The sequence below is a fragment of the Flavobacterium sp. R1_16 genome (assembly GCF_057652095.1).
In genome coordinates, this window is record NZ_JBYFCG010000003.1 from 22,271 (window position 1) to 43,578 (window position 21,308).

At 34.2% G+C, this 21,308-nt stretch carries 14 protein-coding genes and 3 tRNA genes; 7 read left to right on the plus strand and 10 right to left on the minus strand.

The genetic code is table 11. The features are described 5' to 3' along the window. Nucleotides 1–52 precede the first annotated feature (52 nt). From thrC to thrA, 3 genes are all read right to left on the minus strand, one after another. Nucleotides 53–1,339 (minus strand): threonine synthase, encoded by a 1,287-nt coding sequence (thrC, locus tag AC23L6_RS06295; protein ID WP_487561566.1) that lies wholly within the window; start codon nt 1,337–1,339, stop codon nt 53–55. A 50-nt stretch (nt 1,340–1,389) separates the two neighbouring features. Then, complete coding sequence (locus tag AC23L6_RS06300; RefSeq protein ID WP_487561565.1) at nt 1,390–2,310, minus strand: homoserine kinase; 921 nt, start codon at nt 2,308–2,310, stop codon at nt 1,390–1,392. A 79-nt stretch (nt 2,311–2,389) separates the two neighbouring features. Next, on the minus strand, nt 2,390–4,837 hold the full coding sequence (gene thrA, locus AC23L6_RS06305; protein ID WP_487561564.1) for a bifunctional aspartate kinase/homoserine dehydrogenase I: 2,448 nt from the start codon (nt 4,835–4,837) through the stop codon (nt 2,390–2,392). A gap of 425 nt (nt 4,838–5,262) precedes the next feature. Between thrA and hutH the strand changes: the two genes are divergently transcribed. Further along, nucleotides 5,263–6,768 carry a histidine ammonia-lyase gene (gene hutH, locus AC23L6_RS06310; protein ID WP_487561563.1) on the plus strand — a complete coding sequence of 502 codons (1,506 nt, stop codon included), beginning with the start codon at nt 5,263–5,265 and terminating at the stop codon, nt 6,766–6,768. Here the strand turns inward: hutH and AC23L6_RS06315 are convergent. Together AC23L6_RS06315 and AC23L6_RS06320 are read right to left on the minus strand one after the other, a co-directional pair. After that, on the minus strand, nt 6,765–7,280 hold the full coding sequence (locus tag AC23L6_RS06315; RefSeq protein WP_487561562.1) for a DUF421 domain-containing protein: 516 nt from the start codon (nt 7,278–7,280) through the stop codon (nt 6,765–6,767). The genes hutH and AC23L6_RS06315 overlap by 4 nt on opposite strands. Before the next feature lie 35 nt (nt 7,281–7,315). Beyond that, nucleotides 7,316–9,859, minus strand: coding sequence for an ATP-dependent Clp protease ATP-binding subunit (locus tag AC23L6_RS06320; RefSeq protein WP_487561561.1), 2,544 nt, complete (start codon nt 9,857–9,859; stop codon nt 7,316–7,318). A gap of 263 nt (nt 9,860–10,122) precedes the next feature. On the opposite strand from AC23L6_RS06320, the gene gyrA reads away from it, so the two are divergent. Together gyrA and AC23L6_RS06330 are read left to right on the plus strand one after the other, a co-directional pair. Next, nucleotides 10,123–12,744 (plus strand): DNA gyrase subunit A, encoded by a 2,622-nt coding sequence (gene gyrA / locus AC23L6_RS06325; protein ID WP_487561560.1) that lies wholly within the window; start codon nt 10,123–10,125, stop codon nt 12,742–12,744. 15 nt (nt 12,745–12,759) lie between these two features. Beyond that, on the plus strand, nt 12,760–14,043 hold the full coding sequence (locus AC23L6_RS06330) for a tetratricopeptide repeat protein (protein WP_487561559.1): 1,284 nt from the start codon (nt 12,760–12,762) through the stop codon (nt 14,041–14,043). Between the two features lie 52 nt (nt 14,044–14,095). Here AC23L6_RS06330 and AC23L6_RS06335 read toward each other — a convergent pair whose 3' ends face one another. Next, complete coding sequence (locus AC23L6_RS06335) at nt 14,096–14,857, minus strand: C40 family peptidase (protein ID WP_487561558.1); 762 nt, start codon at nt 14,855–14,857, stop codon at nt 14,096–14,098. Between the two features lie 96 nt (nt 14,858–14,953). After that, entirely contained in the window at nt 14,954–16,132 is a 1,179-nt protein-coding gene (locus AC23L6_RS06340; protein ID WP_487561557.1) for an acetyl-CoA C-acyltransferase, read from the minus strand. Nucleotides 16,133–16,418: 286 nt separating this feature from the next. Between AC23L6_RS06340 and AC23L6_RS06345 the strand changes: the two genes are divergently transcribed. From AC23L6_RS06345 to AC23L6_RS06355, 3 genes are all read left to right on the plus strand, one after another. Continuing rightward, nucleotides 16,419–16,505 (plus strand) — tRNA-Ser (locus tag AC23L6_RS06345). A gap of 14 nt (nt 16,506–16,519) precedes the next feature. Next, nucleotides 16,520–16,594: transfer RNA gene (locus tag AC23L6_RS06350), tRNA-Pro, on the plus strand. Between the two features lie 6 nt (nt 16,595–16,600). Then, nucleotides 16,601–16,674, plus strand: a tRNA-Arg gene (locus AC23L6_RS06355). Between the two features lie 103 nt (nt 16,675–16,777). On the opposite strand, the gene AC23L6_RS06360 is transcribed toward AC23L6_RS06355, so the two are convergent. Next, on the minus strand, nt 16,778–18,484 hold the full coding sequence (locus AC23L6_RS06360) for a DUF4397 domain-containing protein (RefSeq protein WP_487561556.1): 1,707 nt from the start codon (nt 18,482–18,484) through the stop codon (nt 16,778–16,780). 324 nt (nt 18,485–18,808) lie between these two features. Between AC23L6_RS06360 and AC23L6_RS06365 the strand changes: the two genes are divergently transcribed. After that, entirely contained in the window at nt 18,809–19,546 is a 738-nt protein-coding gene (locus tag AC23L6_RS06365) for a M15 family metallopeptidase (RefSeq protein WP_487561555.1), read from the plus strand. Here AC23L6_RS06365 and AC23L6_RS06370 read toward each other — a convergent pair whose 3' ends face one another. Both AC23L6_RS06370 and AC23L6_RS06375 read right to left on the minus strand, forming a co-directional pair. Then, on the minus strand, nt 19,547–20,116 hold the full coding sequence (locus tag AC23L6_RS06370) for a hypothetical protein (RefSeq protein WP_487561554.1): 570 nt from the start codon (nt 20,114–20,116) through the stop codon (nt 19,547–19,549). Between the two features lie 2 nt (nt 20,117–20,118). Beyond that, on the minus strand, nt 20,119–21,300 hold the full coding sequence (locus AC23L6_RS06375) for a THUMP-like domain-containing protein (RefSeq protein WP_487561553.1): 1,182 nt from the start codon (nt 21,298–21,300) through the stop codon (nt 20,119–20,121). Nucleotides 21,301–21,308: the final 8 nt, after the last annotated feature.

The window sequence follows — 21,308 nt, forward strand, 5'->3', positions numbered from 1 at the left end:
AACAAGAAAGCCATCCGATTAAGGATGGCTTTTTATTTGGTATTCCATGATTTTAATTTAGAAACGCTTTCAGTTCGTCATAAGTGGCAATTTTGAAGCTCTTTTTTTCTTTGCCCAATACACTTTCTATTTGCGTCGGAATAGGTAATGTAACATTCAAAACAGGTTCGACGATATCCAAAAATTTGATAGGATGTGCCGTTTCAAGGAAAACACCAATTGTGTTGGGATGGTTCTCTAATTCCTTTTTTAGTCCTAAATACCCAACCGCACCGTGAGGTTCGGCTATGTAGCCATTATGGTTGTAGATACTTTTCATAGCTTCTTTGGTCGCCTCATCAGAATAGGTATAGGAGGAAAAATCCTTGCTGAATTCTTTCAAGTCGTTGTTGTACATTTCTTGTATACGCACAAAATTACTCGGGTTCCCCACATCCATTGCATTGGAAATAGTTGTTATGGAAGGTTTGGCCTCGTAAATTCCTTTTTGTAAAAATTGCGGTACCGTATCGTTAGCATTGGTAGCAGCCACGAAATGACTAATAGGCAATCCTAATTTTTTAGCAATAATTCCAGCGCAAATATTACCAAAATTACCGCTTGGGCAAGATACCACTAATGGCTTGTTGTATTTTTTCAATTCTTTATAAGCAAAGAAGAAATAAAACATTTGTGGCAACCAACGCGCAATATTGATAGAGTTGGCAGAAGTTAGATTTTTGTGTTCTAAATCGGAATCGAGGAAGGCCTTTTTAACCATGTCTTGGCAATCGTCAAAAACACCGTCTACTTCAAGAGCAGTAATGTTTTGTCCTAGCGTAGTGAGCTGACGTTCTTGTATGTCGCTTACTTTACCTGAAGGATAAAGGATAACAACTTCAACGCCTTTCACGCCTAAAAATCCACTAGCAACTGCACCTCCAGTATCGCCTGAAGTAGCTACTAGAACTGTATTTTTTTGATCTTTGTCTTTATTGAAATAGGCTAAACAACGGGACATGAATCGTGCGCCAACATCTTTAAATGCCATCGTAGGTCCATGAAACAATTCAAGAGAATAGATATTATCTTCTACTTTTACCAATGGAAAGTCAAAACAGAGCGTTTCTTTGAGAATATGTTTTAATTCCGCTTCTGGGATTTCATCACCTACAAATTGTCGAACGGCTTCAAAAGCGATTGCTTCATTGCTTAGGTTTTCAATAGTTTCAAAAAAAGAAGCAGGAAGCGGTGTTAAAGTTTGAGGAAAGTACAATCCTCTGTCGGGAGCTAGTCCCTGTATAACGGCTTCTTGAAAAGATACTTGGTGTGTTTTGTTGTTTAAGCTGTAATAGTTCATTTTAGATTTTAGATTTTAGATTTAGGATTGTACGTCCTAATTCGTAATTCTTATATTATTTTCATTCCTTGGTCATTCACTTTCGAAACATGAATTTCATAAGGTAATTTCATTTCATCATAGACTTTGCTCATTGCTGTAGCAATTTTTTGGGCAGTGGCTTCTCCTTTGCTCAAAGCAAAAATAGAAGGACCTGAACCTGAAATACCAGAACCTAGTGCTCCGTTTTCGTAGGCTGTTTTTTTAATCAAATCAAAACCCGGAATAAGCACACTTCGCAAGGGTTCTACAATTTCGTCATGCAAAGAGCGTCCTATCAATTCATAATCTTGGGTGTACAATCCAGCTATTAGTCCTCCAACATTTCCCCATTGGGTAATGGCACTTTTCAGCGAAACGGTTTGTTTTAATACAGAACGCGCATCGGAAGTTTTCAATTCAATTTGTGGGTGTACTACTGTAGCATACAATTCAGAAGGGCTTTCTATTTTGATAATATCCAAAGGATTGGAACATCTAACCAATGTAAAACCACCTAAAAGGGCAGGAGCTACATTGTCGGCATGGGCATTTCCACTGGCTAGTTTTTCACCTTGCATGGCAAATTTAACCAGTTCTTTTCTTGTAAAAGGTTGACCCAGTAATTCGTTTATACCAAAAACAGCACCAGCCGAACTTGCAGCACTACTACCAATTCCACTTCCTGCTTTGATGTGTTTATAGATTTCGATTTCAAATCCAAATTCGGTTTCCACTTCTTCTAACAGTGCTAAAGCAGCAACACCAGCCACATTGTTTTCGGTTTCTAAAGGTAAATCGGCACCTATAATTTTAGTAATGTGAACTCCTTTTGTAGCTGATTTTCGAATAATCATTTCATCACCAGCAGTATCCAAACAAAGCCCGAGAACGTCAAATCCGCAGGAAAGGTTGGCTATAGTTGCTGGACAGAATATTTTTATTTCATTCATATTCATTTTGTTTCAGGTTTTGGGTTTAAAGTTTCAAGTTCTGATTAACCTGAAATCTTAAACTTGAAACTGTTTTCTATTATATATTTCCAATTCGGATAACATCAGCAAATATTCCAGAAGCGGTCACTGCAGCTCCTGCACCAGCACCTTTAATTAATAACGGTTGGTCTACGTATCTATCAGTATAGAACAATACGATATTGTCTTTTCCTTCAAGGTTGTAAAAAGGATGGTCTTTTGGGATGAATTGTAAACCTACACTTGCTTTACCATTTTCAAATTGCGCCACAAATTTCAATCGGCTGTCTTTTTGTTTTGCCTCAGCTAAAAGAGCTTCAAAATGGTTGGCATGTGTGAGCAACGATTTGAAAAAGTCCTCATTGTTTTTGGTTTCCATGCAGGTTGCTGGAAGGAAAGATTGGTTGGCAATATCTTCAATTTCCATTTGGTACCCACTTTCACGAATCAAGATTAATATCTTTCGAGCCACATCAACACCACTTAAATCAATTTTTGGGTCAGGTTCTGTAAATCCTTGTACACCAGCTTCTTTTACAACATCGTGAAAAGAATTATTTTCGTCAAAATTATTGAAGATAAAATTCAAACTTCCCGATAAAACCGCTTGAATTTTGTTGACTTTGTCTCCAGATGCAATTAGATTTTTTACCGTATCTATAATTGGTAATCCTGCTCCAACATTGGTTTCAAATAGGAAAGGCGCTTTGAATTGACGTGATAAGTTTTTAAGATTTTTATAGTTGTTGTAAGCTGAGGAACAAGCGATTTTATTACAAGTCACCACAGCGACGTTTTGTTTTAAATACTGCTCATAGGTTTTAGAAACTTCTTCATTGGCAGTGATATCTACAAAAATACTGTTACGTAAATTGAGTGCAGCTACTTTTGAAATAAACCCTTCTTTGCTTGCGGTTTCTCCGTTTTCAATCAATGTTTGCCAATCTTTTAAGCTAATTCCTTCTTCGTCAAAATGCATTTTTCTAGAATTAGAAAGCGCTATAACTCTCAGATTGATTTTAAGGTTTTCTTTCAGGTATTTTCTTTGTTGGTGAATTTGCTCAATGAATTTTTCTCCTACATTTCCAACTCCCATTACAAACAAATTCAACTGTTTGGTGTTTTCCTCAAAGAAGGTTTCGTGTAAGGTATTTAGGGCTTTCTTAACGTCTCTTTCGTTGATTACTGCTGAGATATTTCTTTCAGAAGCGCCTTGAGCAATTGCTCTAATGTTGACATTATTTTTTCCTAAGGTGCTGAACATTCTCCCGCTTAGACCTTGATGATTTTTCATATTTTCACCCACCAATGCAATGATGCATAGATTTTGTTCTACGATGCAAGGTTCGATTTTGTTTTGTAAAATTTCGATTTCAAATGCTTTGTTGATAGCTTGTTCTGCAAGAGCAGCATCAGAATTTAGGATTCCTATACAAATGGAATGTTCAGATGAAGCTTGCGTAATAAAAATGACGTTGATATGTACTAGTGAAAGCACTTCAAATAGTCTTTTTGACGAACCTGCAACGCCAATCATTCCTGGGCCTTCTAAAGTAATTAAAGTGATGTTGTCAATATGACTGATTCCTTTTACAGGATTGCTCTGTGAAGTAATTTCGTTTGAAATATAAGTACCTTCAGTTTCTGGTTCAAAAGTATTTTTGATAAGAATCGGAATGTTTTTTCTCAAAACAGGCTGAATCGTTGGTGGGTATAATACTTTGGCACCAAAATGAGACAATTCCATTGCTTCCTGATACGAAATAGTAGCGATAGGTTGCGCCTGTTTTACTATTTTTGGATTGGCAGTAAACATACCGTTTACATCCGTCCATATTTCTAAATCTTTTGCATCGAGAGCTCCTGCTATAATTGCCGCAGTATAATCGGAACCGCCACGACCCAAAGTAGTGTTAATTCCGTCTAAGGTAGAAGCTATAAATCCGGGCATAACCACCACTTGAGCTTGGTTGTTAGCAAAATAATCTCGGATTAATTGATTGGTAATTTCAAAATTTACAGCAGCCTTACCAAAGTTATCATTCGTCTTTATAAGCTCACGACTGTCTTTGTATCCGCTATTTTTTTGGTTTTGCTTCATTGCCTCGGCAATAATGTAGGAAGACAATAATTCGCCAAAACTTAAAATCGTATCTGTAGTTCTTGGAGATAATTCTCCTAAAAGAAAACAACCATCTAAAAGAGTTTCCAAATGATTGATGATTCTTTTGATATGGCTTAAAAGGCTACTTTGTTCACTTACAGGAATAAGTTCTTTGAGTGCGTCAAGATGTTTTTTTTCTATTTCGGCAACAATTTCTTTATAGCTTTCGTCATTGGCAGCCGCTTTGATAGAAGCAAGTTGAAGCAAATCGGTGACTTTACTGAAAGCGGAAACTACAACTACCAATTGGTCTTGCTTGGCTTTATCCTGAACGATGTTTAATACGAGTTTTATGTTTTGAGCGTTGGCAACCGATGTTCCTCCGAATTTTAAAATTTTCATTATGGCTGATTTAAAATATTTTTTTAGTTATCATAAATTCAAGATTATCCTTTCTTCTAAAAGAAAAAACAAATATAGGATTATATGATTAATTTATACCCCGAATGGGGTTGTAGTTTTTGTAGTCATAACAGTAAATTCAACCAAAGCCTTGGTCGTAGTTGTTATGTGAAATGTATTGCTGTTAAAAAGCATTTTAAAAAATTTGATTTCCAAAAGTAATCTATTTCATTGATTTTCAAAAACAGACTATAATTTTTACGAATATTTTAGATATGAATCTGATGTTTGTATTATTGCTATTTTTAACCACTTTTGGAGATTGATTTCTGATAAAAATGTAATTTAAAATCATAATATTATCAACAAACCTTGTTTATTAATAATTGTTTATTGAATTTTGAAGCCTCAATCAAGCCAAAAAAATGGACAATTTTCATTATGTAAGTTCTGAAGTTTTAAGTTTAGAAACTATACACACCATTATCTCGTATCACAAATCGATAGCCTTATCAGAAGAAGCTAAAGTGAATATTCAAAAATGCCGTGAGTATCTTGACGCGAAAATGATTTCTGAAGAAACTCCAATATACGGAATAAACACAGGTTTTGGTTCGCTGTGTAATGTGAAAATTTCCAATGAAAATTTATCGAAACTCCAAGAAAATTTAGTGAAGTCTCATGCTTGTGGAACTGGGGAAGAAGTACCTTTAACAATAGTTAAGCTGATGTTGCTACTCAAGATACAATCCTTAAGTTATGGTTATTCTGGTGTTCAGTTGGAGACTGTAGAACGTTTAATCGCTTTTTATAATAATGATATTCTCCCAGTGGTGTACAATCAAGGTTCTCTAGGGGCATCGGGAGATTTGGCACCCTTAGCACATTTGGCTTTGCCATTGTTGGGCGAAGGTGAAGTATATTATGAAGGAAAAAAGCAGAACGCTTCAATTGTATTGAAAGAATTGGGTTGGGAACCAATTGTGTTGCAATCTAAAGAAGGATTAGCATTGTTGAACGGAACACAATTCATGAGCGCTTATGGCGCGCATATATTGATGAGATCGGTTAAATATTCCTATTTAGCAGATTTAATTGCTTCAATTTCGCTCGAAGGTTTTGATGGAAGAATAGAGCCTTTTAATGAATTAATACATTACATACGACCACATAAAGGTCAGATAATCACAGCTAATAGAGTTATTGAATTTTTGTCAGGAAGTGAAATAATAGGGCAAAAAAAATCTCATGTTCAAGATCCGTATTCGTTTCGATGCATTCCCCAAGTTCACGGTGCTTCTAAAGATGCGATAGATTATACAAGAAAAATTTTTAAGACCGAAATAAACTCTGTAACAGATAATCCTAATATTTTTATAGAAAGTGACCAGATTCTGTCAGGAGGTAATTTTCACGGACAACCTTTGGCTTTAGCTTTAGATTTTTTAGCTATTGCTTTATCAGAATTAGGTAGTATTTCTGAAAGAAGAACCTTTCAATTGGTGTCAGGTTTGAGAAATCTTCCCGCTTTTTTAGTGGATAATCCTGGTCTCAATTCAGGTTTAATGATTCCGCAGTATACCGCTGCAAGTATTGTAAGTCAGAACAAACAGTTGGCAACTCCTGCAAGTGTGGATAGTATTGTTTCTAGTAACGGTCAAGAAGATCATGTGAGCATGGGGGCAAATGCAGCGACGAAAGCTTTGCGTGTTATGGATAATTTAGAGCGAATTTTAGCCATTGAATTGATAAATGCTTCGCAAGCAGTTGAATTCAGACGTCCGTTAAAGTCTAGTGATTTTATCGAAATGTTTTTAAAATCGTACCGTGAGGAAGTTCCACTAATCAAAAATGATAGAATTTTTCATTATGATATCGAAAAATCGGTTGCTTTTTTGAATAGTTTTATGATAGAGGGATTGGAATATTAATTCCCTCCACTCAAACTTTTATGTTTGCGTTTTCTTTTATAATGAGTTTGTTTCAAGGAAGTATCACCAGAAATGATGCTTATATTGCCGTCAATTTCGAGCATCGCTAATTTTACATCCTTAAAAAATTCTACACCATGTTCTCGCATGGCTTCTTTCAGTTCATCTGAAGTAATGTTCAACTTGCTCAAGTTTTTAAAGTCTAAAGTGCCGTTGTGAATTAAAATTTCGGGTTTTTCCTGCATGAATTCACTGAATCCTTTGTAGCGGTACATTAATTTTTTAAACACAAAATTTATAACAAATAAGACGCTTGCTGCCGCTAGTCCGCCCCAAAGAGTAGTGTTATTTCCTACCATTGCATTTTGTACAGAGTTACTTATCAATAAAATTAAGATTACATCGGCTGTATTGAGTTGTGATAATTCTTTTTTGCCAAAAACGCGAAGAGCGATGACCATAAATAAATAAACTGCTGCGCTTCTCAGGATAATGTCAACGTATGGATTCATAATTTCGATTAAAGTATAAATATAAAAAAAACCTACTAATTAGTAGGTTTTTCAGCTCTTTTTACACTCACAAATAACTCTTGTGATGTATCGTTTAAGTCCATAAAAATTTCATCTCCAGAACTTATTTTAGAAGTTATTATTTCTTCAGCCAAAGCATCTTCAACATATTTTTGAATGGCTCTTTTTAGTGGTCTAGCTCCAAATTGTCTATCAAAACCTTTTTCAGCAATAAATGATTTTGCTTTGTCAGACAGTTTAAGAACATATCCTAATTCTGCGATACGATTGTATAATTTTTTTAACTCAATTTCAATGATTAAGTCAATATGTTCTTTCTCCAAAGCATTGAAAACAATTACGTCATCGATACGATTTAGAAATTCAGGAGCAAAAGTTTTCTTTAGAGCATTTTCAATAATGCTTTTTGAATTTTCATCAGCTTGAGCAGCTTTTGCAGCAGTACCAAAACCAACTCCTTGACCAAAATCTTTCAACTGTCTTGCGCCAACATTTGAAGTCATAATGATAATGGTGTTTTTAAAGTCTATTTTACGACCTAAACTATCCGTTAAATATCCATCATCTAAAACTTGTAATAACATATTGAAAACGTCAGGGTGGGCTTTTTCGATTTCATCTAATAAAACGACGCAATACGGTTTTCTTCTTACTTTTTCGGTTAGTTGACCGCCTTCTTCATAACCTACATATCCTGGAGGAGCACCAACTAATCTAGAGATAGCGAATTTCTCCATGTATTCACTCATGTCAATTCGGATTAGTGCATCTTCAGAATCAAACAATTCTTTTGCCAATACTTTTGCCAATTGAGTTTTGCCAACTCCAGTTTGACCCAGAAAAATGAATGAACCAATAGGTCGGTTAGGGTCTTTTAATCCAGCGCGATTTCTTTGAATAGAACGAGCGATTTTCAACACCGCTTCTTTTTGTCCAATAACTTTATTTTCAATTAGTTCTGGTAAGTGAGCTAATTTATTGCTTTCAGTTTGAGCAATTCGATTTACTGGAATTCCAGTCATCATAGAAACCACGTCTGCGACATTGTCTTCGGTTACTACGATTCGATTGTTTTTAGAATCTTCATCCCATTGTTCTTGAGCTATGGCTAAATCTTTTTCAATACGTTTTTCATCGTCACGAAGTTTGGCAGCTTCTTCGTATTTCTGTTTTTTAACTACAGAATTTTTCAATTCTCGTACTTCTTCCAATTGGCGTTCTAAATCCAAAATTTGTTTCGGTACTTCGATGTTAGTAATGTGAACACGGGAACCAGCCTCATCCATGGCATCAATTGCTTTGTCTGGTAAAAATCGTTCTGACATGTATCTGTTGGTCAATTTTACACAAGCTTCAATAGCTTCTGGAGTATAGGTAACATTGTGATGGTCTTCGTATTTGTTTTTGACGTTATTTAGTATGGTTATCGTTTCTTCAACTGAGGTTGGCTCAACAATAATTTTTTGAAAACGTCTTTCTAAAGCGCCATCTTTCTCTATGTATTGTCGGTATTCATCTAAGGTTGTTGCTCCTATACATTGTATTTCGCCTCTGGCTAAAGCAGGTTTGAACATGTTAGAAGCATCAAGAGAGCCTGTTGCTCCACCAGCACCAACAATAGTGTGAATTTCGTCTATGAAAAGGATGATGTCGTCATTCTTTTCTAATTCATTCATGACCGCTTTCATACGTTCTTCGAACTGACCTCTGTATTTTGTTCCAGCTACAAGACTAGCTAGATCTAGTGTAACCACTCTTTTGTTGAACAAGTTTCGAGATACTTTTTTCTGAATAATACGCAAAGCCAAACCTTCTGCTATAGCAGATTTACCAACTCCAGGTTCGCCTATAAGTAGAGGGTTATTTTTCTTACGGCGGCTCAATATTTGAGAAACACGTTCAATTTCTTTTTCACGTCCAACTACAGGGTCTAGTTTTCCTTCTTCAGCCATTTCTGTTAAATCTCTACCAAAGTTATCCAATACAGGAGTTTTAGATTTTTTGTTGGATTTATTCGCTGGATTGTTAAAGCTTCCTTCTCTAAGGGTGTCATCTTGTCCGGAATCGTCATTGAAAGACTCGTTTCGGGGCAGATTTTCTAAAAAATTTTCTTCGTTTGGTGTCATGTTTAAATATTGTTCTTTAGCTAAATCATAATCAATTTTAAGTTTATTCAATAGCTTCGTTGTGGGATCGTTTTCGTTTCTTAAGATACACAATAACAAATGTGCAGTACTGATTGAGGTGCTTTGAAAAACTTTTGCCTCAAGAAAGGTAGTTTTTAATGCTCTCTCAGCCTGACGTGTTAGATGCAGGTTCTTTTTTTCGTTACTAACTATAACATTAGGATTTGCGGGGCTTAAGACTTCTACTTTTCTTCGTAAATGATCTAAATCAACAGAAAGATTGTTCAAAATAGTAATTGCTTTACCATTTCCGTCTCTTAAAATACCCAACATTAAATGCTCAGTTCCAATAAAGTCATGCCCTAATCGCAAGGCTTCTTCTTTGCTGTAAGTAATAACGTCTTTTACTCTTGGTGAAAAATTATCATCCATAAAATTATATAATTTGTAATGTAAATTTAGTGAATATCTAATGCAATTGCAAAAATCATTCCTTTCCCAAATACACTGTCAGCTAATAGACAAAAAATAATTAAATTTTTTTGTTAAAAGTTGATTAACTTATTAACTTAAAAAGGGCTTAAAATTGTTAATAAATCGAATAAATTTATGTGTATATGATTCAATAAAATTATCTGAAAAGCTTATATTAGCAAGATTTTTTAAACAAGATAATTTTTAAATAAAACTGTAATATGTCTGACGGAGAAAAGTTAATTCCTATTAACATAGAGGACGAAATGAAATCAGCTTACATCGATTATTCGATGTCGGTAATAGTATCAAGAGCACTTCCTGATGTAAGAGATGGCCTAAAGCCAGTACACCGAAGAGTGCTTTATGGAATGTATGATTTAGGTGTAACTTCAAGATCTGCCCACAAAAAATCTGCGAGAATTGTAGGTGAGGTGTTAGGAAAGTATCATCCACACGGGGATATTTCTGTATATGATGCTATGGTGCGTATGGCTCAAGAATGGAGCATGCGATACCTACTGGTTGATGGTCAAGGGAACTTTGGTTCTGTAGATGGAGATAGTCCAGCAGCAATGCGTTATACTGAGGCCAGAATGAAAAGGATTTCGGAGGAAATTATGGCTGATATTGAAAAAGAAACCGTTGACTTCCAATTGAACTTTGACGATACTTTGTATGAGCCAAAAGTAATGCCAACAAGAGTTCCTACCTTATTAGTTAATGGAGCTACAGGTATTGCTGTAGGTATGGCAACTAATATGCCTCCTCACAATTTGACTGAAGTAATTAACGGAACATTAGCTTATTTGGATAATAACGACATCGAAGTTGATGAATTGATGAACCATATTAAAGCTCCAGATTTTCCAACAGGAGGTATTATTTATGGATATGAAGGTGTTCGTGAAGCATTCAAAACAGGAAGAGGAAGAATTGTTATTCGAGCTAAAGTTAACTTTGAAGAGGTTGATGGAAGAGAATCTATTGTGGTAACTGAGATTCCGTATCAGGTGAATAAGGCAGATATGATTAAGCGTACTGCTGATTTAGTAAATGAGAAAAAAATAGATGGTATTGCCAATATTCGTGATGAATCGGATAGAAATGGTATGCGTATCGTTTACATTTTAAAGAGAGATGCAACACCAAACGTGGTCTTAAATACGTTGTATAAATTCACACAATTACAATCTTCGTTCAGTGTCAATAATATTGCATTAGTAAAAGGTCGTCCGCAAATGTTGAATCTAAAAGATATGATTCACTATTTTATCGAACACCGTCACGATGTAGTAGTTCGCAGAACTCAGTTTGAATTGAGAAAAGCGGAAGAAAGAGCCCATATTTTAGAAGGTTTAATCATCGCTTCTGATAATATCGATGAGGTTATAGCTATCATTCGTGGTTCGAAAAACACTGAAGAGGCAAGAGAGAAATTAATGGAACGGTTCAGTTTGTCTGACATTCAATCTCGTGCCATTGTAGAAATGCGTTTGCGTCAGTTAACGGGTCTTGAACAAGACAAATTGCGTGCTGAATACGAAGAATTGATGAAATTAATTGAGCATTTAAAAGCGTTACTTGCAGATGTCAATTTAAGAACCAATTTAATCAAGGAAGAACTTGTAGAAATCAGAGATAAGTATGGTGATGAGCGTCGTTCTACTATTGAATATTCTGGTGGAGATGTAAGTATTGAAGATTTGATTGCCGATGAAAATGTGGTGGTAACCATCTCTCATGCGGGTTATATTAAACGTACGAATCTTTCCGAATACAAAACCCAGAATAGAGGAGGAGTAGGTCAAAAAAGTGCAGGAACGAGAGATCAAGATTTCTTAGAGCACATGTTTGTAGCTACAAACCATCAGTATATGATGTTCTTCACTCAAAAAGGAAAATGTTTCTGGATGCGTGTGTATGAAATACCAGAGGGAAGTAAAACAGCAAAAGGTAGAGCCTTACAAAACTTAATCAACATCGAAAGTGATGATAAGGTAAAAGCGTTTATCTGCACACAAGATTTAAAAGACCAAGAGTACATCAAAAGTCACAACTTGGTTATGGTTACTAAAAAAGGTCAGGTTAAGAAAACTTCATTAGAGAAATACTCAAAACCTAGGGTAAATGGAGTAGCGGCAATAACGATTAGAGAGGAAGACGAGTTATTAGCAGCAAGTTTAACCAATGGTGAAAACCAAATTATTTTAGCTGTAAAATCGGGTAAATTAGTTCGTTTTGAAGAAACGAAAACCCGTCCGATGGGAAGAACAGCATCTGGAGTTCGTGGAATTACATTAAAAGATGATACAGATGAAGTTATTGGTTTAGTAACCGTAAACGACATGAACAGTGAAATTCTTGTTGTTGCTGAAAATGGTTATGGAAAACGTTCCAGTCTTGACGAATACAGAATTACGAATCGTGGTGGAAAAGGAGTGAAAACTTTGAATATCACTGAGAAAACAGGTAAATTAATATCCATAAATGCTGTAACTGATGCCGATGATTTGATGATTATCAACAAATCGGGATTGACTATCAGAATGGCAGTTGAAGACTTGAGAGTTATGGGACGTGCTACACAAGGTGTAAAATTAATCAATATCAAAGGAAACGATTCTATAGCCGCGGTAACTAAGGTCATGAAAGATGATGCTGCTGAAGCTGAAGTTGATGAAGATGGAAATGTAATTGAAACAGAAGCTATAGAAAGAGTAAAACCAGTTCTTGAAATCCTTGAAGATGATGGAGCAGAAGACGACGATGATGACGATGACACTGAAGTAGAGGATGAGATTGACGATGATGATTCCGAAGATGAAGAAACAGATGAATAACTAAAATAGTATAAAATGAAAAATAAATATGTACTACTCGCGTCAGCTTTATTGATTTCAATAAGCACTTTTGCTCAAAAAGATCAAATAAAAGCAGCTGAAAAAGCGCTTAAAAGCGGAAATTCAGCGGAAGCAAAATCTATCTTGCAACAAGCGGAATCAGTAATTGGTGGAGCAACTGATGCTGAAAAAGCACAGTATTATTTTGTAAAAGGAAATACATTAGTAGACCTAGCTACTAAGAATATTGAGGTTTCAAAAAATCAATTGGATGCTGCAAAGGCCTATCAAGAATTAATAGCTGTAGAAAAGATTTCAGGTAAGGCAAAATACACAAGCCAAGCAGAAGCAGCTATTGCTGACATCAAAGGAAAAATATTGAATAGTGCTGTTGAAGATGGTACCAATAAAAAGTATGATGAAGCGGCAAAGAAGTTACGCATCGTATATGATTTAGACAAAACAGATCTTGAAAAATTGTATTATGCGGCTAGTTATGCTGTTAATGCTCAAGATTACGATACTGCACTAGCTTATTACGAAGAATTAAAATCTAAAAATTATTCAGGTGAAGGGATGGCCTATTATGCTAAAAACTTGCTTTCTGAACAGGAAGATTTTTTTGGAACTACTGCTGAAGCTAAAACAGAGCGTGATAATAAGGTTAAATTGAAAGTGTATTCTAATCCAAGAGATGAAAAAATCCCATCTAAAAGAGGAGAAATATATAAAAACATAGCTTTAATTTTGCTACAGAAAGATAAAACGGAGCAAGCAAAAGCGGCACTTAGTGATGCAAGAAAAGCCAATCCAGAAGATCTATCATTAATAATTTCTGAGGCAGACTTGTATCTTAAACTTCAAGATTTTGCAACATACAAAAAGTTAGTTTCAGAAGTTTTAGAGAAAGATCCTAATAATCCAGATTTGTTATTCAACCTTGGAGTTGTATCATCAAAAAATGATGCTGCAGCTGCAGAGTCCTATTATAAAAAAGCTATTGAAATCAAACCAGATTATGTAAATGCGTATCTTAATTTGTCTATCTTGAAATTAGAAGGTGAAACTAAGATTGTGGATGAAATCAATAAATTAGGTACTTCAGAGAAAGACAACAAGCGATATGAAGTATTAAAAAAGCAAAGAGAAGATATTTTTAAAAGCGCACTTCCTTATTTAGAGAAAGCCAATGAACTTGACCCTAAAAATGAAGATGTTGCAGCAACACTATTAAACGTTTACGGAGCTCTAGAAATGACTGATAAAAAGAAAGCTTTAAAAGCTAAAATGGGTAAATAGTTATTATAAACTCTGTTTAAAAAAGGCGTTTCAACTAGTTGAAACGCCTTTTTTATATCACTTTTTTTATCACCCTCAATTTATGAGTATGTTTATTGACTTCAGCATTATAAATTCCAAGATGATCTAATCGATCAATTCTAACTTTGCCGCTAGCATGTATAATGTAATTGTCTTTCATTATTATGCCAACATGAATTATTCTACCTTCTTCATTGTCGAAGAAAGCCAAATCTCCTGGCTCACTTTCTTCAATAAAACTGAGAGCTTCTCCTTGTAATGCTTGTTGTGAAGCATCTCGTAATAAATGATACCCATTTAATTTATAGACCATTTGAGTAAAACCAGAGCAATCAATTCCGAATGGTGTTTTTCCACCCCACAGATAAGGTGAGTTTAAATACATAAAAGAGGTGTCAATTATGTTAGTCTTAGCTTTAACACCGCTAATTTTCATCCCTTCAAAATCATAATTATTAATATTTATTTCACTATAATTCAAGAATGAAAGAGAGGATCCTAATGGAATAGGCATTAGGAAATTGTTCGGACCAGTTACATATTCTATTAAATCTGAATTTAATACAATCACCTCTTCGCAAAGTTGTTTGTAACTAGACTCTGAAAGAATTTGGTATTGTTTTGTGTCTACCCAACCTTCATAATCATCAAAATGTAATTTTATTTTTGACCATTGTTTATAAACTTCTAAAACTTGAAAATGTTCCCCAAATAAAACTTGTGAAACAATTTCACTCTTGTCACTAGGTTCAATTCGTAAAGGAATAATAGATAAATTACAAATGCCAAACATCAAGGTTGATTTAGAATATAAAAAATGAAATCAAGGATTATTTACAATAGTATAAAAAATCATCTGTAATTCAAAATTCATTATTTAGAAAAAAGATTATGCTCTTTCAATTACAATTGCCGAGGCACCGCCACCTCCGTTACAAATTGCTGCTGCTCCAATTTTCGCATTATTTTGTTCAAGAACATTAATTAGAGTGACAATAATTCTTGCTCCTGAGCAACCCAGTGGATGACCTAGCGAAACTGCTCCACCATTTACGTTAACTTTTTCAGGATTAATGTTTAGAATTTTTGTATTTGCAATTCCAACTACAGCAAAAGCCTCATTAAACTCAAAATAATCAACATCATTAATGGTGAGACCACTTTTTTCTAGGGCTTTTGGTAATGCTTTTGAAGGAGCTGTTGTAAACCATTTGGGTTCATGAGCTGCATCAGCATAACCTTTTATGTAAGCAAGTGGTTTTAAGTTCAATGATATAGCTGTTTCTTCACTCATAATTATCATTGCAGCTGCTCCGTCATTTATAGTAGATGCATTAGCTGCAGTGACTGAACCTTCTTTAGTAAAAGCAGGGTTTAATGAAGCTATTTTGTCTAACTTTACATTCGTATATTCTTCATCTTTAGAAACGATGATTGGTTCACCTCTTCTTTGAGGAACGCTAACAGGAATAACTTCAGTGTCAAATTTACCACTTTCCCAAGCTGCTGCTGAACGCTCATAGGATTGAATAGCAAATGCATCTTGTTCTTGTTTAGAGATTTTATATTCTGAGGCACATAAATCGGCAGAAACCCCCATAGCATTATTATCATAAGCATCAGTCAATCCGTCTTTTTGCATACCATCAATCATGGAGACTGAACCAAATTTTTGTCCATTTCTCATTTGAACATAATGAGGAATTAAACTCATGTTTTCCATACCACCTGCAATAACAATTTTGGCATCTCCACTTTTTATAGATTGAACACCTTGCATTACCGCTTTCATTCCCGAAGCACATACTTTATTAACTGTTGTAGCAATTACTGTATTTGGAAGTCCAGCTAACAAGGCAGCTTGTCTTGTGGGAGCTTGTCCAACTCCAGCTTGAATAACATTGCCCATCAGTACTTCGTCTACCAAATTAACATCTAAATTTATCTTTTCTAATGCACCTTTTATTGCGATGGCACCTAATTGAGGTGCAGTAACAGTTGATAAAGTACCCATAAAACTTCCTATAGGTGTTCTTGCAGCAGCAACAATAACTACTTTTTTATCCATAATTTATTTAGTGTTAATTTACAATGCTAAAGTAATGATTTTAGATAAATCTGAATTACATAATCCCAACATTATGTTATCTAAATTCGATTTTATTTGAATTTTGAAGTTGTTTTTAAATTACATTTTTAAATTAGTATAAAAGCATAAGTGTTTTTTTGGAGCTATACATTTGATTGTTAATGATTTTAAATTACTATCAAAAAAAACAATGTATTTATTTGTAAAATATAGAATAGAAACCTACATTTGCAACCGCTTAAATAAAGATTAGTTCATTGAGCTTGGAGAGTTGCCTGAGCGGCCGAAAGGACATGTTTGCTAAACATGCGTATGGGAAACTGTACCAAGGGTTCGAATCCCTTACTCTCCGCTTTTTTAAGTTCTCGGGGTGTAGCGTAGCCCGGTTATCGCGCCTGCTTTGGGAGCAGGAGGCCGCAGGTTCGAATCCTGCCACCCCGACAAAATGGACGCATAGCTCAGCTGGATAGAGCACCTGCCTTCTAAGCAGGCGGTCGAAGGTTCGAATCCTTCTGCGTTCACACAAAAGCCTACTGATTGAAGTAGGTTTTTTTGTTTTAAAAAATAAATAAAAAGGCTGAAATTATTAATTTCAGCCTTTTTGTAATTATAGGATTTAATTTGCTAGTTAACAGTAAATTTTTTCACTATTGAATTTTCATCTACTTTTAAATCAAGAATGTACATTCCTTTTGATAGTCCTGACACATCAATTTTTGAGTCTATTTTCTCTAAATTTTTCAAAACTCTACCATTCATATCAATTATCTTTCCGTTAATTTTGTTGAAGCTGTAAGGGATATCGATATTTAGAACATTTGAAGTTGGATTTGGATATAATAACAGTTTAGATGTTTTAAAATCAACTGTACTCAATGGAGCTGTAGGCAAAGGAATTAAATCACCACCAGTTGCTAGAGCTGCATATAATCCAAACGCAGGTCCGTCACTATTTTGAGCTGGGTCTAGAAATCCACTTGCAATAACGCTTAACGCTTGTCCTTGTAGTCCTAATGTTTGTAAAGGAGCAGAGTAGGAAGCAACCACTACAGAACCAGTAGCATCAGTTACATTCAATACATAATCGGCAGTAGGCAATTCTAAATAATTGGTAGTAAACGATGGATAAGAAATATCATTTATAACTGTTCCAGCTGGTACACTTGTTTCAACCACATCCACAGTTGGAGCATCAGGAGAACCATGGTTTACCAATATATCAGTATTTCCAGCATTGGAAGCAACTTCTCTACCTTGAGCAAAAACATTTAACCCAAAAGCAGGAGCAGGGCTGTAACCAGATGGACTAACAATACCATTGGCAACAATTATATAAGTTTCCCCTTCTGCTAGTGTTGGAGAAACGGTGTATATACTCTCTGCGCTAGAAGTACTGCTGGCAGGAGCAATGTCAATTTTTAAAGCAACACCTGCAGGAACAGTTGTAAACGGTGTTGCAGTTCTAAATTTGAAATTATCTAATAATATTTCGTCATTCACATAGACGTCAACTTCAGCAGCAGCTGCATCTGGAGAGTTGTGAATGATTTGGACTCTTGCTAACGGAAGAGGTTCTTCAGCTAAAGGCAGCGGAATCAAATCACCACCAGTTGCTAGAGCTGCATATAATCCAAACGCAGGTCCGTCACTATTTTGAGCTGGGTCTAGAAATCCACTTGCAATAACACTTAACGCTTGTCCTTGTAGTCCTAATGTTTGTAAAGGAGCAGAGTAGGAAGCAACCACTACAGAACCAGTAGCATCAGTTACATTCAATATATAATCGGCAGTAGGTAATTCTAAATAATTTGTAGTAAACGATGGGTAAGAAATATCATTTATAACTGTTCCAGCTGGTACACTTGTTTCAACCACATCCACAGTTGGAGCATCAGGAGAACCATGGTTTACCAATATATCAGTATTTCCAGCATTGGAAGCAACTTCTCTACCTTGAGCAAAAACATTCAACCCAAAAGCAGGAGCAGGGCTGTACCCAGATGGACTAACAATACCATTGGCAACAATTACATAAGTTTCGCCTTCTGCTAGTGTTGGAGAAACGGTGTATATGCTCTCTGCACTAGAAGTACTGCTGGCAGGAGCAATGTCAATTTTTAAAGCAACACCAGCAGGAACAGTTGTAAATGGTGTTGCAGTTCTAAACTTAAAATTATCTAATAATATTTCATCATTCACATAGACGTCAACTTCAGCAGCTGCAGCATCTGGAGAGTTGTGAATAATTTGGACTCTTGCTGTTTGAGCAAATCCATAACTTGTCATTAAAATAAAAAACAAGTACTTGAGTTTTTTTGTAAATTTTTTCATGATATTTAGTTTAATGTTTATTTTCAAATTTAGTTTAACTTTTTAATAAAAATATTAAACAAAATATTTTTAACATATTTTTTAACGTTCGTTAAAGTTTATAACTATTTGGTTTTCATGTTTTAACTAATTTATTCTTTGTTTTGTTCTTTGAATTGGATTATATGGTAGTTAATATTTGTTTTATTGTTTTTAAATTATGTTAAACAATTTTTTATGATGAAATTTAGATAGATAATTTTTTTAAATAACTATGCAAATAATACCCTGAATACAGATTTATTGGATAATATTTTCTATTTTAGTTGAAATGATTTGTTTGTTATGATATCTAAAAAAATCTTTTTAGTACTTCTATTAGCATTTAGTATACATTCTTGCTCTTCAAAAAAGAATGTATTAAATACTGCTGAAGTTACTACAGCTGTAAAAAAAAGTGAAAATAAAGAGAGCGAAATCCCAGCTGATTCTAAGAATGGGGTTGTTCTTCAAGATAACATGCGAAAGGTAATAAGCGATACTACTTTTGTCAATCTCAAGGATTTTAGCAATGATTTTTTATACGATATGAAATATGCTACAGCTGATAATTTTTTGAAGACTAAGGTTTATGATTGTGAAGCTTGTTATTTGAGATACAAAACTGCTAGAGCTTTGATTAAGGCGAATGAGCGATTTAAGAGGAAAGGATATCGCATTAAGTTATTCGATTGTTATAGGCCTTTGGATATTCAAAAGAAAATGTGGTCTATAGTTTCAAATCCAGATTATGTAGCCGATCCCAAAAAAGGGTCAATACACAATAAAGGCGGGGCTGTCGATATTACTTTAGTCGACGGTTTAGGAAATGAACTTGATATGGGAACTGATTTTGATTATTTCGGAATTGAAGCTAGTCATAATTATCGTCTATTATCTGATGAGATTCAAAAAAACAGAAAACTATTACGCAATGTGATGCTACAAAGTGATTTTAGAATTTTTGAAAGTGAGTGGTGGCATTACAATTTAAAAAATTCAAAAAAAGATAATTTATCCAATTTTAAATGGGAATGCAACTAATTATTCAATACAGTGTAGATAATTTTTGAAATAGTTTTCAGGTTCATAGGTGTTTCCATTTAATTCAGACTTGAGTTCTTTTTTTAAGATATAATCTTCATTTTCAGTACTAAATTTAATTCTCATTAGGCTAATTGATGAACTTTTTAAATCTTCGTAACTATCTTTTTTAAATAAGAAATAGCCAGTTAAAATTCTATTATTAAAGCCATTATCATCCCGAACCATATTTGGACAATTGTCTTTATCAATGTGTATGAGGGTAACAATTTTTCCATTAATTAATTGGAGGTATATTTTAGAATTTTTATCAAAACATTTAACTTTAATGAACTCCATACTTTTTTCAATAAATTGAAGATTTAATGCTGGTGTTCCGTCTGCAAGAACTAAAGAGGCAAAAATATAACTTGATTTACCATTAAAAATTTTCTCATATAACAAGTAGTCTTTTGTGGCTTTATAATTACCTAGGGAATCAGTTAAGTTGACACTGATTTCACATGGTTTTTGTGCACGAATAGTTGTATTTAAGAGGAGAATGATTACTAGTAATAAGTACTTCTTCATAGTTATTTTATTTTGGTGCAAATTAAAACTATTTTATGATTGTTTGTATCAGTTGTAAAAAAACAATACTTATCTCCACCCTCTTTTATTTTCCATTTTTTTCGAATAGTTTCTACACTCTCGGGAAAATTTCGGACAGTTATGTTCATTTTTTGATGTTCTAGGTGCTGTTTCATATTGGCTTTATTGTAGATAAAGCAATTTTCAATTCTAAAAATTCTACCAGGAAAGTCAATGATGGTATTTGAAGTATATAGATGCGAATGATTATGTAATTTTTTTAGATTAAAAACCAAACTAATTTCATCAAAACCTCCTGATTTCATTATCGCGCTATTGGGTTCAAAAAGGAATTTTTCTGGTAAGCTAAATGTGGGTATTCCTTTGTTTTCACCGAGGATAAATTCAAATTTCGACATTTCTTTTTTGGCAATATTTACTGTTTTTATTAAAATTTCACCAGAATAATCCTTTGATACAAGCCATAGTAATTCTTTTACTTCATTTTCTATTGCAACTATGTGAATAGCTTTGACATTTTTTAACTCGGTTATACCCGCGGTAATGTCTAGAATTGGAGCGGTTTTGATTAAAATATTTTCAGAGTAGTCAAGATAAAAGTCTAATAATTCGATGACATTTGGTGTACAATCTTTGAACATGAAAACTTTTCCTTTAGCTTCATTTCTTCTTGAAGGATCTATGTAAATCCAACTGAATTTTTTATCTAGATTTTGTAGAATTGTATAGCTATCACCATTGATACAACTAATATTTTTTATATCAAGTTTCTCAAAATTATGCTCTGCTATTTCTGATAATTCAGAGTCAATTTCGCAGTGAACAACAGAATGTATTCTCCTCGAAAAGAAATAAGTATCAATTCCAAAACCTCCAGTGAGATCAATTAGATTATCTCCTGTAACAAGCGAAGATTTGTAACTTGCCGCTTCTTCTGATGATGTTTGTTCGATAGAGATTTTAGTTGGATAAAATATATCTTTGGTTTTAAACCAAGTAGGTAATTTATTTCTCGCCTTTGATTTTACTAAGATTTGATGTACTATTTCAATCCAATTTACTTCAGGAAAAGGGTTTTTTTGTAGTGCAAGTTGGGATATTTCTTTATCAACATTTATAGTAATAAAGTTTTGTATTTCACTATTTAATAATTTATGATTCAATTATAAAT